This window comes from Kitasatospora sp. NPDC059160, assembly GCF_042755465.1.
Classification (GTDB): domain Bacteria; phylum Actinomycetota; class Actinomycetes; order Streptomycetales; family Streptomycetaceae; genus Kitasatospora.
In genome coordinates, this window is record NZ_JBHZCN010000083.1 from 14,705 (window position 1) to 27,889 (window position 13,185).

Consider the following 13,185-nt stretch of genomic DNA (forward strand, 5'->3'; position numbering starts at 1 on the left):
CCGCACCAGTACCGGCACCGGTAGCCGCACCGGCACCGACGCCTCCGCCCGCAAGATCGTTCGTCACGAGCCCAAGCGTAGGGGCAGCCGGACGTCGAGCACCCACTCCGCTCCCCCCTCGCCGCCCGCCCCGACCGTGGCCTCCCCGCCGAGCAGGGTGGCCCGCTCCCGGATGCCGCGCAGCCCCTTGCCGCCCTTGCGCGAGCCGACCCGGCCGGGGCCGCCCCGGCCCGGCGCCGCCAGCCGGTTGGCACAGCGCAGCTCCAATCTCCCGTCCCGGACGGCGATCCGGACGCCGACGGGCTCACCGGGTGCGTACTTGAGCGCGTTGGTGACGCCCTCCTGGACGATCCGGTAGGACTCGCGCGAGAGCACCCCGGGCAGCACGCCGGGCGGCACGTCGATCCGCGCGTCGACCGGACTGCCCGCCGCACGGGCGGTGTCGAACAGCGCGGACAGCTGGTCGATGCCCGGCTGCTCGGTGGCCGTCCCGTGCCCGGCCGCCCCCTGCCCGGCCACGCCTCCCCCCGCCGTACCGCCGCCCGCCGGTGTCTCGCGCAGCAGCACCAGGGTGCGTTCGAGGTCCTCCATCGCCCGCCGGCCGGTCTCCTCGATGACTTCCAGCGCCTTGGCGACGAAGGCCGGGTCCCCGACCTCGCGCGCCGCACCCGCCTGGAGGACCGTCACCGTCAGGGCGTGGCCGATGGAGTCGTGCAGCTCGCGGGCCAGCCGGTTGCGCTCCAGCAGCCGCTCGGCCCGCAGTTCGGCCTCGGCCAGCCGCTCCGCCGGGGACGGCCCCAACAACCTTTCGGCCATGGCCAGTTGGAGGCGGCCGGCGCCGATGACCAGCCAACCGTAGCCGAGCACCACCAGCGGCGCGGACAGCAGGTACCGGGCGGCGCCCGGACCGGTCAGCAGGCCGTACGCACCGGTGAGCCCGAAGACCGTCACGAAGCCGATGGCCGAGCCGAGCGCCACCCGGCCGATCAGCCAGCCGGCCATCCGCCGCCGGTCGGCCCAGCTGCCGGAGGGCTCGACCCCGATGTCCTCCTCGCGGTCGGGCACCAGCAGCAGCCGGGCCTGCACGCCCTCGGCCCGCCGCGCCGCCGGGACGAGCGCGACCAACGCCAGCAGCACCACGTCCGTCGCGGTGGCCTGCAGCACGATCGCGCCGAGGCTCCTGTGGTAGGTCCCCGGGTAGACCAGCAGGACGACGCCCGCGAAGATCCACCCGACCAGCAGGTGCAACAGCCGGGCGTACGTGACGCCGGCCACCAGCGGGGCGAGGATCGCGGTCGCTCCGTCCCTGAACCGGGACGCGGTCGTTCGTGGCATCCGGCCATCCTGCCAGCCCGGCGGCCGTCCCGACTCCCCCGCGGGGCCGCCGCGCCCCTCCCTCCCGGGAGGGAGGCGGATCCCCGCCGCGGCGGGATCCGCCCGGACCACCCCTCCGGTCGAATGGAACCACCGTCCGGGGAGAGCGACGGTGAGCACCTGCGAGGAGGGAGACGGCCGTGATCGAGATCCAGGGCCTGACCAAGGAGTACGACGGACGACGGGTCGTCGACGAGTTGTCCTTCGAGGTCCGGCCCGGCGTGGTGACCGGCTTCCTCGGCCCGAACGGCGCCGGGAAGAGCACCACCATGCGGTTGATCCTCGGCCTGGACCGCCCCACCGCCGGGCGCGCCCTGGTCGGCGGCCGCCCGTACGCCGAACTCGCCCAGCCACTGCGGCAGGTGGGCGCGCTGCTGGACGCCCAGGCGCTGCACGGCGGCCGCACGGCGCAGGGCCACCTGCGCTGGCTCGCCGCGAGCAACGGCCTGTCGGAGCGACGGGTCGGCGAGGTGCTCGCCCAGGTCGGGCTGGCCGAGGCCGCGCGGCGGCGGGTCCGGGGCTTCTCGCTCGGCATGCGCCAGCGCCTCGGGGTGGCCGCCGCGCTGCTCGGCGATCCGCCGGTGCTGCTGCTGGACGAGCCGGTCAACGGCCTGGACCCGGAGGGCATCCGCTGGATCCGCACCCTGCTGCGCGACCTGGCCGCCGAGGGCCGGGCGGTGCTGGTCTCCTCCCACCTGATGACCGAAATGGCGCTCACCGCCGACCACTTGGTGGTGATCGGGCGCGGCCGGCTGCTCGCGGACGCCGCCACCGCCGAGTTCATCGACCGCCACGGCCGGCCCCGGATCCGGGTGCGGGCCGTCGACCCGACCAAGCTGGCCGCCCTGTTCGGCACCGGCGACCACGGCCTCGACGCGACCGAAGTCGCCGACGGGGCCTGGGAGGTGACCGGCGCCGAGCCCGAGCGGATCGCGGCGCTCGCCGCCGCCAACGGCGTGGTGCTGTACGAGATCGCGGTCCAACAGGACTCCCTGGAGGAGGCGTTCATGCGGATGACCGCCGACAGCGTCGAGTACCGCGCGGAGGCCTCCGCATGAACCTCACCGCCCTGCGCGCCGAGCGGATCAAGCTCACCACCCTCCGCTCGCTCTGGCTCCCGCCGCTGATCGCCGTCCTGCTCACCGCCGGTGTCACCACGGCCGTCGGCGCGGCGCTCGGCGACGCCGACCACAACATCACCGACGACCCGGGCGTCGGCATCTTCTACGGGCTCAACTTCGGCCAGGCCGCGCTGGTCTCCTTCGGAATCCTGCTGATGGGCCAGGAGTTCAACACCCGGATGCTCGACGTCTCGCTCGCCGCCGTCCCCCGACGCGGCCGACTGTACGGCGCCAAGCTGGCGTTGGGCGCCCTGGTCGGCCTCGGCGTGGGCGCGGTCGGCACCGCGGGCGCCTTCGCCGGGTACGCGGCCACCGTCCCCGCCGAGTGGCACGGACCGGGCTTCGCCCGCGCGGCCACAGCCGGAGTGCTCTACCCGGCGCTGCTGGCGGTGCTCTGCCTCGGGGTGACCGCTCAACTCGGCAACCTCACGGCCGCCTTGGGCCTGCTGACCCCGACCGTCTTCCTGCTCTCGCCCCTGCTCTCCGGGGTGCCGGGGGTACGGAACGTCGTCCAGTTCCTGCCCGACCGGGCCGGCCAGTACGCGCTGCGCTACGCCGACGACCCGCAGACCGGGTACGGGCACTGGACCGGGCTGATCGTCATGGCGCTCTGGACGGCCCTGGCGGCGTACGGCGGACTGCGGTCCCTGCAACGCACCGGCCGCTGAACCGGGCACCGGCCGCGAAACCGCGTACCGGCCGCGGACCCGGCACCGCCCCGAGTACCCCTGGACGAAAGAGAGACGGCGATGGCCTTCGGCAACGCCCTACGGGCCGAACGCATCAAGTTCACCACCCTGCCCTCGCAGTGGGCGGCACCGCTCACCGCCCTGGCACTGACCGTCGGCATCACCGCGGCCGTCGGCGCCAGCGAGGGCCCCCCGGCGCCGGGCTCCGGCAAGGACCCGGCCGACATGATCTACTTCGGGCTGCTGTTCGGCCACGTCGCCGTGGCCTGCCTCGGAATCCTGCTGATCGGGCAGGAGTTCAACACCCGGATGCTCGGCACCTCGCTCACGGCGGTGCCCCGACGCGGCCGGCTGTACGGCGCCAAGCTCGCGCTCGGCGCCGGGCTGGGCCTGCTGCTCGGCCTGGTCTCGACGACCAGTTGCTTCCTCGCCGTCCGCGCCACCGCGGACCTGGACCTGTCGACCCCGGGCCTGACCCGCAGCTTCGTGGCGGGGGTGCTCTACCACCCGCTGATGGTGCTGCTCTGCCTCGGACTGACCGCGATGCTGGGCAACTTCAGCGCCGCGCTCGGCCTGCTCACCCCGATGGTGTTCCTCGGCACCACCTGGCTGGGCGCGATCCCCGGCGTCCGCGAGGTCGGACAGTTCCTGCCCGACCGGGGCGGCCTGTACGCGATGCGCACCCGGACCGAACCCGGTATCCACTACGGACACTGGACCGGACTGCTGATCATGGCGCTCTGGACGGCCGCGGCCGTCTACGGCGGGCTACGGGCGATGCGGCGGCACCAGGCCTCGGGCGGGTGACCGCCGAGAGCCGACCCGTGACAGCTGACGAGTGACAGCTGACAAGTGACAGAAAACAGATAACAGCGAACAGATTTCGAAGTCTGTTCGCTGTCATCTGTTCTCTGTCATCTGTTCGCCGTCGCCTGTTCCCGGTCAGCCGCCCGCCGAACCGTCACCCCGCCACCCTGCCACTCCGTCACCCCGCGCCCGGGCGGGTCAGCCCGGCGTACGCCTTGGACAGGGTCGTGGTGATGCTGCCGACCTCGAAGGAGTGGCCGTCCACGCCGGACACCGGCTGCACCTCGTAGGCCGTGCCGGTGAGGAAGACCTCGTCGGCGCCCGGCAGTTCCTCGGGCTGGATGTGCCTCTCGTGGACGGGGATCCCCAGCTCCCGGGCGAGGGCCAGGACGGTCTGCCGGGTGATGCCGTCGAGGAAGGTGTCCGCGGTCGGCGTGTGCAGGGCCCCGTCGATCACCAGGAAGAGGTTGGCTCCGGTGGCCTCCGCCAGGTACCCGCGGTGGTCCAGGAGCAGGGCGTCGTCGCATCCGGCCGCCTCCGCCTCGTCGCGGGCGAGGGTGCAGATGTTGTACAGCGACGCCGCCTTCGCCCGTACCGGCGCGGTGTCGGGGGACGGCCGCCGCCACCGGGACGTGCGCAGCCGGATGCCGCGGCTCTGCGCGTCGCCGGAGAACACGTGCGGCCACTCCCAGGCGGCGATCGCGACGTGGACGGACGTCCCCGCCCCGGACACGCTGATCTGCTCGCTGCCCCGCCAGGCCACCGGCCTGACGTACCCGTCGACGATCCCCTGGTGCCGGATGGTCTCCTGCATCGCGGCGTCGAGTTCCGCAGGGGTGAAGGGGATACGGAAGTTCAGCTCCCCCGCCGAGGTGTGGAGGCGCTCGAAGTGCTCGGCGGACTTGAACGGCCGCCCGTCGTACACGCGGATGCCCTCGAAGATGCCGCCGCCGTAGTGCAGGCCGTGGGAGAGGACGTGCAGTTGGGCGTCGCGCCACGGCACGAACGCCCCGTCCAGCCAGATCACGCCGTCGCGGTCGTCGAACGGAACGGTGGTCACGCCTGCCCCTCGTGGTCGGTGTCGTCGGTGTCGACGGTGTCATCGGTGTAGTCGATGCGGATGGACTGTTCCAGGAACCGGTGGAACTCCTCGGCCTCGGCGGTGTCCGCGTGGCGGGACAGCACGAACGCCGGGTAGCCGGTGAAATCCGGGTAGGGCCGCACGACGTCCCCGGGGAAGAGCATCTGCACGACGTGGTCGACCCTGGGGTCGTCGCGCAGTTCGGCCAGGCCGTGGATCGCGGTGATCCGTCCGGAACCGCCGCAGGGGACGATGTAGTTGGCCGCGGCCGCCACGGGTGTCGGCGACGGGCCGGAGCCCAGGGGTTCGGTGGCGGTGCCGGCGGCGATCCGCAGTGCCTGGGCGGCGAAGTCGATGCCGGTCACCCCGGAGGCGATGTAGTGGGACACCCCGGAGCCCCCGATCCGGGCTCCCATCTCCAGCAGGTACGGCGTCTCGCCGCCGCGCAGGCGCAGTTCCGTGTGGGTGGGCCCGTCGGTGATGCCGAGGGCCCGGTGCGCGGCGACCACCTCGCGCCGGACGGACTCCTGCACGGCGTCGGGCAGGGCCGCCGGTGCCCGGTAGACGCCCTCCTCGAAGTGCGGCCCCTGGGGGTCGCCCTTGTAGCCGATGGCCAGGACCCGCACGTCTCCGCCGTGGGCGAGGGACTCGACGGCGAACTCGGGGCCGTCCAGGTACTCCTCGACCACCAGGCCGTCCGTGCGGCCGAGCTTGTTCGCGGAGGTCTGCCACACCTCGTCCACGACGCTCTTGAGGCTCTGCGGGGTCTCCGCCTTGGTGACGCCGAGGCTGGAGAAGCCGTGGGCGGGCTTCACCACGACGGGGAAGGCCAGGCGCGCCGCCTTCTCCCAGTCGGCCGGGTCGTCCAGCCGGACGAAGCCCGGCACGTTGAGGCCGGCAGCGGCCAGACGCTCCCTCATGACGCGCTTGTCCTGCGCGCCGAGCGCCGCGTCGCGGCCGATTCCGGGGAGTCCGAGCAGCTCGGCGGCTTCGGCGACGAACGGCACGGCGGGGTCGTAGAGGGTGACGACGCCCTGGAAGGCGTTCGCCTCGTGCCGTCGCCGCAGGGCGTCCAGTGCGCCGGCCGGGTCGCCCTCGACGTCCAGCCGCAGGAGGTCGACCACGGCCGGCGGCAACCGGTCCGCGGACACCGCTTCGTCGGGCCGGGGCACCAGCACGAGGTCGATCCCGGCCCGTTGGGCGCTCTCGAAGACCCAGGGGAGCGAGGTGCGCTGGTAGACCAGTACGAGGGTGGGCCTGGGGCTGTCCGCTGTCATCACGGGGTCCTTTGCGGTCACGAGGCGTTCTGCCGTCACGAGGCTTTCTTCCGCCACGAGGTGTTCTGCCGTCACGAGGTCCTTCGCCGTCACGAGGTCCTTCGCCGTCACGATGTCCCCTGCCGGGCGGGCACTTCGGTCCCCTGCCCGGTGTGCGTCCCGTCCGGGGCCGCGGCGGCTGCGGGGGCCGCCTCCGCCGCAGGGTCCACCTCGACCGCCTCGGCCGTGGCGCGCCCGGCCGGGCGGGCACCGCCGATGGTGAGCCACACGCCGCCCCCGCACAGCAGGAGCAGCAGGATCACGAGCGGTCCGGGCGCGGCCTCCCGGCCCAGGGCCCACTCCCCCAGGCGCACCAGGAACGGCACCACGAGCGCGAGCGCGGAGGTGAACAACGGCCCCTTGCGCAGGATGAGTTCGTGCGAGATGAGGAAGACCGGGGCGGTGAGGACCGCGCCGAGGACCGCGATGCCGCCCCAGTCGGCCGGGGAGACGCCGCCGAGCGGGACGAACAGGGCGACCGCCAGCCCCAGCATGACCGTGCCCGCCCCGGTGACGGCGGGTAGGGCCGCGACCGGGGTCAGGTCCGCCATCCGCCGCCGGTAGACGTAGCCGTACACCGCGTACGTGAAGGTGCCGCCGAGCGCCAGCAGGCTCCCGCCCGCGAGGGCGCCGCCGCCCGCCCCTGAGCCGGCGCCGGCGGCCGCGGAGCCGTCGGCGAGGGCGTACCCGCAGGCCGCGACGACGGCCAGCACCGTGCCCAGGACCTTGCGCGGCGAGGAGGGCTCGCGGAAGGCGGCGACCCCGATCACGAAGGTGATGCAGGGCAGCAGGGAGACGATCAGGCCGACCCGGGAGGCTCCGATGAAGCCGGTGCCGAGCAGCGTTCCGGAGTAGTACGCGAAGAAGCCGAGGAAGGCCAGGAGCACGACGGTTCCGCGGCGGGCGGTCGCGGCCCGGACGTCGGACCGCGACCGCGGGTACAGCAGGGCGATGACGGTGATGACCACGAAGCTGGCCGCCGTCCGCCCGGCCGCCACCGCCAGTGGGGGAACGCCGTCGACCAGCCGCCCGGCGAGCAGCCAGCCGGCGGCCAGCAGGGCGATCATCAGTGCCGAGAGGGCGGGCACCACGAGGTGTCCGCCCCGGCGGGGGCGCAGGGGCGCGCCCGTCACCATTCCGCCCGCTCGAACTCCAAGGCAGGCATCCGGTCCAGCCCCTGCTTGGCGCGCAGCAGGACCCGCTGGTCCTCGGTGAAGGCGTACCGCTGCCGTGCCCCACCAGCAGCGACACCGGCAGCGACACCGGCAGCGACACCAGCGGTGACACCAGCCGCGACCGACTCGGGCTCGGGAAGGTACCTGCGGACCAGCTCCTTGGCCGCCGAGCGGTACTCGTCGTCGGTCGTGACGGCGGCCTCCAACTCCTCGACCGTGGCGACGAATTCCCGCAGCGCGTCGAGGGCCTTGGCCCGGTCGAAGTGCAGCAGTCCGCCGTCGTCCGGGGAGCCGGTCAGCGCACCGTGCTCGCGCAGCCAGGAGTAGATGAACACCCCGGTGCCGGAGTCGAAGTTGCGGGTGGCGTCGTCCGCCTGCGGGTAGCGGAAGACCCGCTCCAGCAGGATCATGTCGACCTGTTCCGCCGCGAACGGGACGACACCGCTGTCCGCGCAGGCCAGCACGGTCTTGGCGTCGACCTTGATCTCCTCCAGCAGGCCGACGAACCAGTTCATCTTCAGCGAGATGTGCTGGTCGAACGGCCAGAGGCCCTGGTAGTGCATCGAGTCGTGCAGGTAGCCCCAGATGGCGCGGGCCTCGAAGCACACGTCGGCGTCCAGGCCCGTGGACGCGCGGGGCAGGGACTCCGGGGTCAGGACGGCCTCCGCGCCGCGGAGCGCGTAGGTCTCGTGGATCTTCCGCATCTTGTTGTAGAAGAACATGGCGTACGGCTGCTCGGTGATCTTGTCGTGAGCGGCCACGTTCTCCGGGAAGAACACCAGGCAGTTGCCCTGCCGGAAGCCCGCGCTGCCGGTGATCAGGATGAGCGACTGACAGTTGTTCTTGGGATGCGGGTACGACCCGGCCAGCTCCGGCAGCGCGGCGGGCTCCTTGCGCAGCGCGAAGAAGCAGTCCAGTCGCTTGCCCACGGGCGGCGCGCTGTTGGTGCTCTGCAGCGGTGCGAGGAAGAAGACGGCCGAACCGTCCTCGGGCACCCGCAGGGCGTCCCGCGAGCGGGCGAAGTGCGGCTTGGTGTCGAGGCCGGCCGCGAGCCAGCCGTCGACGTCGGCGGCCAGCGCGGCCGCCTGGTCGTCCTGTCCGCGCCGCGCGTACCAGGCGCAGGCCTCGTCGCGGATGCGGCCGAGCAGCGCGCGGTCCTCCGCGGTCGCGTCGGGGACGGTGCCGTCGTCCGCCTGACGCGCCCGGAAGCGGTCGACCTCCGGGATGAGGGAGCCGGCCAGTTCGTCGGCGTCGGCGAGCAGGTTCGCGGGGACGGGTGCGGTCGCGGTGGTCACAGGGCCGCTCCCACCGGGATCCGCCGCTCGTCCCCGGCACCGACCGCCAGCACCTGATGGACCGTGAACACCATGGGTACGGGGCCGAAGTCCCGCACCACGCGCAGCCCTTGTTCCTCTGCCGCGACGATGGTGGTGATGCAGCCCTCGACGCGGCCCTCGGCGCACTCGATGGCCGCCCGGGAGTTGCTCAGGACCTCCCGGATCTCCGTGCCGTCGGGCACGAGACCCGTCGGCGCCGGGTGCGAGGCGACGGTGGCGGGCGCGTCGACCCCGTTGGTGGCGAGCACCATGTTGTGCGTCGGCATGATGAAGCTGTCGACCATGTGCAGGCGGTGCAGGTTCCCGAACACCAGGGTGTGCAGCGCCGGGTAGACCGCGCAGGCGACCAGCGCGTGCCGTCCGTCGTCCGGTACGGCGTCGAGCGCGGACTCGATGGACGAGTGCAGCTCCACCGTCCCCCGGACTCCCCGGCGGCGCAGCCACTCGTGGGACGCTGCTTGCAGATTGGTGCCGCTCGGACCGAGCGTGTGCAGGTGCCGGACCTCGTCGACGTCCGCCCCGTTTTGGGCATGCCTCATCGGCTCCCCCTCCCCCAAAGAAAGAACACGGCGACCGTACCGGGTGGTTCCGGAAGGCCTCCGCTAGGAGAACATGCCCGCTGAAAGTGATCAAGTGACTGCAGATGTGATCTCGGATGGCGGGCTCGCGCTGCCCGCTCCCGGCCGCCGCCGACCGGACGGCCCGCGACCGGGACTCCCCGTGCCGCGCAACCGCCGTTCTCCCGCGTGCCGTTGTGGTCCAGGTGGGCGTCAGCCGACCCGCAGGCCCAACGCCAGGGTCAGTTCGAGGACCCGGTCCGGTGACGCGAGGTCGGGGAACAGCTCCCGCAGCTGCGACATCCGGTACCGGACCGTCTGAGGATGGACGAACAGCACCGCCGCCACCTCGTCCCGCCTGCCCTGGTGCAGCAGCCACGCCCGCAGCGTCTCCTCCAACCGCCGTGCGGTCGCGGCGGGCAGGGGCCGCAACGGCGCGAGGGCCCGGGCACGCAGGTCCGCGAACGCGTCCGCGTCGGCGCTCAGCACCAGTTCGGGCAGGTGGTCCTCGGTGTCGCGGATGTCGGCGGAGAGGGAGCGCGCTCGCACGGCTCGGGCGTACGAGGCGGACGCACGGATCCAGGGCCGGGCCGGGCCGACCACGGCGGTGCGGTCGGCCAACTGCCGCAGGAGGTGCGACCGGTCGGCGTCGGGGACGAGCAGCACACCGGTGGCATCGGGCAGATCGTCGAGGACGAGGGTGCCCGGGTCGAGCGTGCGGTAGGCGGGCCGGGCCTGAGCGGCGGGCAGCAGGACCGCGGTCAGCGAACCCGGAGGCTGCCACCCGGCCCGTTGAACGGCGGCCAGCAGCACGTCCGGGCTCGCGCCGGCGAGGAGGTCGCGGGCCAGGTGTTCCAGGTGGCGCTCCTGGGCCCGGCCGCGGGCGGCCAGTTCGTCGGCATGGCCCGCGGCGCTCGCGGCGGAGAGCTCGTCGATGTAGGCGAAGGTCAGTTCGGCGAACTTGGCGACCTCGGCGGCGGGCAGACCCGCGGGTACGGCACCCGCCGCCAGGCACCGCCAGGCCACCCGGGCGCCGACGCGGTAGGCGCTGAGCAGGGCGTCCATCGAACGGCCGTCGCGCACCTCGCCGCGGCCCAGCTCGTAGGCCGCGTCACCGGCGTCGCCGCCCGTGGCGTTCCCGCTCGCGAGGTCCAGGTAGTGCCCCAGGGCGGTGCGGACGGCCCGGCGGATGGTGCCGCCCATGCGGCCCGAGAGGGCGTTGGCGTACGGAGGGACCTCGTCGATGATCGCCTGGACGACCTCGTCGGCGGTGGCCGTCAGCGCGGCCCGGAGCGCGGCGACCGTCGTCCCGTCCAGGGCCAGCTCGCTGGCCCTCCGGATGGCATGGCTCATGTTCTTGTTCCCTACGAACAATTCTACCGACCAGATTTACGTCCTGCGGTCAGGACTTTACGCCTCGGGCGCAGCAAGCTGGAGTCATGACGAGTGCAGCCCTCCGCAGCAGGGCCTGGAAACTGCTGGAGATGGTCACGACGCCACTGCTGCCGTCGGACTACCTCGACCTGGTCAGCCCGCTGCGTGCGGGCGCCGACCTGCGGGGGCGCATCGAGGCCGTGCACCCCGAGACGGGTGACGCCGCGACCGTCGTGATCAGGCCGGGCCGGGGCTGGCGCGGCCACACGGCCGGTCAGTACGTGCGGATCGGGGTCGACGTCGACGGGAGGCGCCTGTGGCGCGCCTACTCCGTCACCTCACCGACGAACCGCCGGGACGGCCGCATCACGATCACCGTGAAGGCGATCCCGGACGGCAAGGTCAGCAACCACCTGGTCCGTGGGGTGGCACCGGGCACGCTGGTCCAGCTCGACCAGCCGACCGGTGACTTCGTCCTGCCGCCCACCAGGCCCGCCAAGGTGCTCTACCTGACGGCCGGCAGCGGCATCACGCCCGTGATGGGCATGCTGCGCGACATCGAGTTGGACGACGTCGTCATGGTCCACTGCGCGCCGCGGCCGCAGGACGTGATCTTCCGCGACGAACTGCACGGCCTGGTCGCGGACGGGAAGCTGCGCCTCACCGAGGTGCACACCGCCACGGACGGCACACTCGACATCGCCCGTCTCGGTGAGCTCGTGCCCGACTGGGCCGAGCGCGAGACCTGGGCCTGCGGCCCCGCGGGCCTGCTCGACGCCGCGGAGCGGCACTGGAGCGAGCAGGGCGTCCGGGAGCGCCTGCACACCGAACGCTTCCGCCCCCGCATCGCCGTCTCCGGCAACGGTGGCAGTGGCGGTGGCGGTGGCGGTGGCGGTGGCGAGGTCACGTTCAGCACCACCGGCAGGACCGTCGAGGCGGACGGCGCCACGCCGCTGCTGGACGTCGGCGAGGAGGCCGGTGTGCTCATGCCCTCCGGGTGCCGCATGGGCATCTGCTTCGGCTGCGTCACGCCGCTCAAGGCGGGCGCCGTCCGCGACCTGCGCACCGGCGAGATCACCGAGGCCGAGCCGGGCGTCCTCATCCAGACCTGCGTGTCCGCCGCGGCGGGCCCCTGCGACATCGAACGGTAGACGCACCTTGACCGCCATCGACCCCACCGCCCACCTGACCGCGGAGCAGATCGAGGAGCTCGGCCGCGAGCTGGACGCGATCCGCGACGAGGTGATCGCCGACCGCGGCGAGAAGGACGCCGCCTACATCCGCAAGGTCATCTCGACGCAGCGCAAGCTCGAACTGGCCAGCAGGGGCGTGCTGCTGTTCTCGATCTTCCCGCCAGCGTGGGTGCTGGGCACCGCCGGCCTGTCGGTGGCGAAGATCATGGACAACATGGAGATCGGCCACAACGTCCTGCACGGCCAGTGGGACTGGATGCGGGACCCGAAGATCCACTCCACCACCTGGGAGTGGGACCACGTCTCGCCGTCCGACCAGTGGAAGCACTCGCACAACGAGCTGCACCACACGTACACCAACGTGATCGGCAAGGACAACGACCTCGGCTACGGCATCATGCGCGTCGACGAGGACCAGAAGTGGCACCCGTTCCACCTCGGCCAGCCGCTGTGGAACCTCGTCAACGCCTGCTTCTTCGAGTACGGCATCGCGGCGTACGACCTGGAGCTCGGCAAGAACCTGCGCAAGGACCGCCGCAGGAACCCGGAGTTCCGCGCGCGGGCCAGGGCCGTGGGCCGCAAAATCCGCAAGCAGGTGCTCAAGGACTACGTGATCCACCCGCTGCTGTCGGGCCCGTCGTTCCTCACCACGCTCGCCGCCACGTTCACCGCGAACCTGGTCCGCAACATCTGGACCCACTCGGTGATCATGTGCGGGCACTTCCCCGAGGGCGTACAGGTCTTCGAGCGGCAGTCGATCAACGGCGAGACGCGCGGCCAGTGGTACCTGCGCCAGATGATGGGCTCGGCGAACATCAGCGGCAGCAGGGCCATGCACTTCATGAGCGGCAACCTGTCCCACCAGATCGAGCACCACCTGTTCCCCGACCTGCCGAGCAACCGGTACGCCGAGGTCGCGGTGAAGGTGCGCGCCCTGTTCGAGAAGTACGAGCTGGAGTACGTCACCGGGCCGCTGCCCAAGCAGGTGTTCTCCGCGTGGCACAAGGTCTTCCGGCTCTCGCTGCCGAACCGGAAGCCCAAGGCCAGGACGCCGGACCGCGGGAAGGAACTCGTCACGGCCTGACCCCGGTACCGGTTCCCCGGATTCGGTGCCCCGAGCTCGGTTCCCCGGATTCGTCTCCCGGGCTCGGTGCCCCGGCC

General features: G+C 72.7%; 12 protein-coding genes. 5 read left to right on the forward strand and 7 right to left on the reverse strand.

The features are described 5' to 3' along the window. Window positions 1-63: 63 nt before the first annotated feature. Window positions 64-1,335 (reverse strand): sensor histidine kinase, encoded by a 1,272-nt coding sequence (locus ACFXOZ_RS30090; protein ID WP_380593352.1) that lies wholly within the window; start codon window positions 1,333-1,335, stop codon window positions 64-66. A 179-nt stretch (window positions 1,336-1,514) separates the two neighbouring features. Between ACFXOZ_RS30090 and ACFXOZ_RS30095 the strand changes: the two genes are divergently transcribed. From ACFXOZ_RS30095 to ACFXOZ_RS30105, 3 genes are all read left to right on the forward strand, one after another. After that, on the forward strand, window positions 1,515-2,432 hold the full coding sequence (locus ACFXOZ_RS30095) for an ABC transporter ATP-binding protein (protein ID WP_375890588.1): 918 nt from the start codon (window positions 1,515-1,517) through the stop codon (window positions 2,430-2,432). Next, window positions 2,429-3,163 (forward strand): ABC transporter permease, encoded by a 735-nt coding sequence (locus tag ACFXOZ_RS30100; RefSeq protein ID WP_380593353.1) that lies wholly within the window; start codon window positions 2,429-2,431, stop codon window positions 3,161-3,163. The genes ACFXOZ_RS30095 and ACFXOZ_RS30100 overlap by 4 nt, the downstream gene beginning before the upstream one ends. A gap of 81 nt (window positions 3,164-3,244) precedes the next feature. Further along, a complete protein-coding gene (locus tag ACFXOZ_RS30105; RefSeq protein ID WP_375890591.1) occupies window positions 3,245-3,991 on the forward strand; it encodes a hypothetical protein in 747 nt (248 codons plus the stop codon). A 178-nt stretch (window positions 3,992-4,169) separates the two neighbouring features. Here the strand turns inward: ACFXOZ_RS30105 and ACFXOZ_RS30110 are convergent, their stop codons facing one another. The 6 genes from ACFXOZ_RS30110 to ACFXOZ_RS30135 form a co-directional block, all read right to left on the reverse strand. Continuing rightward, the gene (locus ACFXOZ_RS30110; RefSeq protein ID WP_375890593.1) at window positions 4,170-5,051 is read right to left on the reverse strand and encodes a branched-chain amino acid aminotransferase; all 882 of its coding nucleotides are present in this window, start codon (window positions 5,049-5,051) and stop codon (window positions 4,170-4,172) included. Next, entirely contained in the window at window positions 5,048-6,349 is a 1,302-nt protein-coding gene (locus ACFXOZ_RS30115) for an ATP-grasp domain-containing protein (RefSeq protein ID WP_380593354.1), read from the reverse strand. The genes ACFXOZ_RS30110 and ACFXOZ_RS30115 overlap by 4 nt, the downstream gene beginning before the upstream one ends. A gap of 107 nt (window positions 6,350-6,456) precedes the next feature. Continuing rightward, window positions 6,457-7,476: a DMT family transporter gene (locus ACFXOZ_RS30120; RefSeq protein WP_380593355.1), complete on the reverse strand. Its 1,020-nt coding sequence runs from the start codon at window positions 7,474-7,476 to the stop codon at window positions 6,457-6,459. Between the two features lie 41 nt (window positions 7,477-7,517). Beyond that, window positions 7,518-8,858 (reverse strand): DUF6421 family protein, encoded by a 1,341-nt coding sequence (locus ACFXOZ_RS30125; RefSeq protein ID WP_380593356.1) that lies wholly within the window; start codon window positions 8,856-8,858, stop codon window positions 7,518-7,520. Next, entirely contained in the window at window positions 8,855-9,439 is a 585-nt protein-coding gene (locus ACFXOZ_RS30130; RefSeq protein WP_380593357.1) for a bacilysin biosynthesis protein BacA, read from the reverse strand. Before ACFXOZ_RS30130 ends, ACFXOZ_RS30125 begins: the two co-directional genes overlap by 4 nt. A 231-nt stretch (window positions 9,440-9,670) precedes the next feature. Beyond that, entirely contained in the window at window positions 9,671-10,810 is a 1,140-nt protein-coding gene (locus ACFXOZ_RS30135; RefSeq protein WP_375890603.1) for a PucR family transcriptional regulator, read from the reverse strand. A gap of 86 nt (window positions 10,811-10,896) precedes the next feature. Between ACFXOZ_RS30135 and ACFXOZ_RS30140 the strand changes: the two genes are divergently transcribed. Beyond that, window positions 10,897-11,982, forward strand: coding sequence for a ferredoxin reductase (locus ACFXOZ_RS30140; protein ID WP_380593358.1), 1,086 nt, complete (start codon window positions 10,897-10,899; stop codon window positions 11,980-11,982). A 7-nt stretch (window positions 11,983-11,989) separates the two neighbouring features. Beyond that, window positions 11,990-13,108, forward strand: coding sequence for a fatty acid desaturase family protein (locus tag ACFXOZ_RS30145; RefSeq protein WP_375890607.1), 1,119 nt, complete (start codon window positions 11,990-11,992; stop codon window positions 13,106-13,108). Window positions 13,109-13,185: the final 77 nt, after the last annotated feature.

Excerpts from the sequence above, each read along its gene's own strand:
- ACFXOZ_RS30090 (WP_380593352.1), bottom strand. The coding sequence starts at position 1,335 with ATGCCACGAACGACCGCGTCCCGGTTCAGGGACGGAGCGACCGCGATC.
- ACFXOZ_RS30100 (WP_380593353.1), top strand. The coding sequence starts at position 2,429 with ATGAACCTCACCGCCCTGCGCGCCGAGCGGATCAAGCTCACCACCCTC.
- ACFXOZ_RS30105 (WP_375890591.1), top strand. The coding sequence starts at position 3,245 with ATGGCCTTCGGCAACGCCCTACGGGCCGAACGCATCAAGTTCACCACC.
- ACFXOZ_RS30115 (WP_380593354.1), bottom strand. The coding sequence starts at position 6,349 with ATGACAGCGGACAGCCCCAGGCCCACCCTCGTACTGGTCTACCAGCGC.
- ACFXOZ_RS30130 (WP_380593357.1), bottom strand. The coding sequence starts at position 9,439 with ATGAGGCATGCCCAAAACGGGGCGGACGTCGACGAGGTCCGGCACCTG.
- ACFXOZ_RS30135 (WP_375890603.1), bottom strand. The coding sequence starts at position 10,810 with ATGAGCCATGCCATCCGGAGGGCCAGCGAGCTGGCCCTGGACGGGACG.
- ACFXOZ_RS30140 (WP_380593358.1), top strand. The coding sequence starts at position 10,897 with ATGACGAGTGCAGCCCTCCGCAGCAGGGCCTGGAAACTGCTGGAGATG.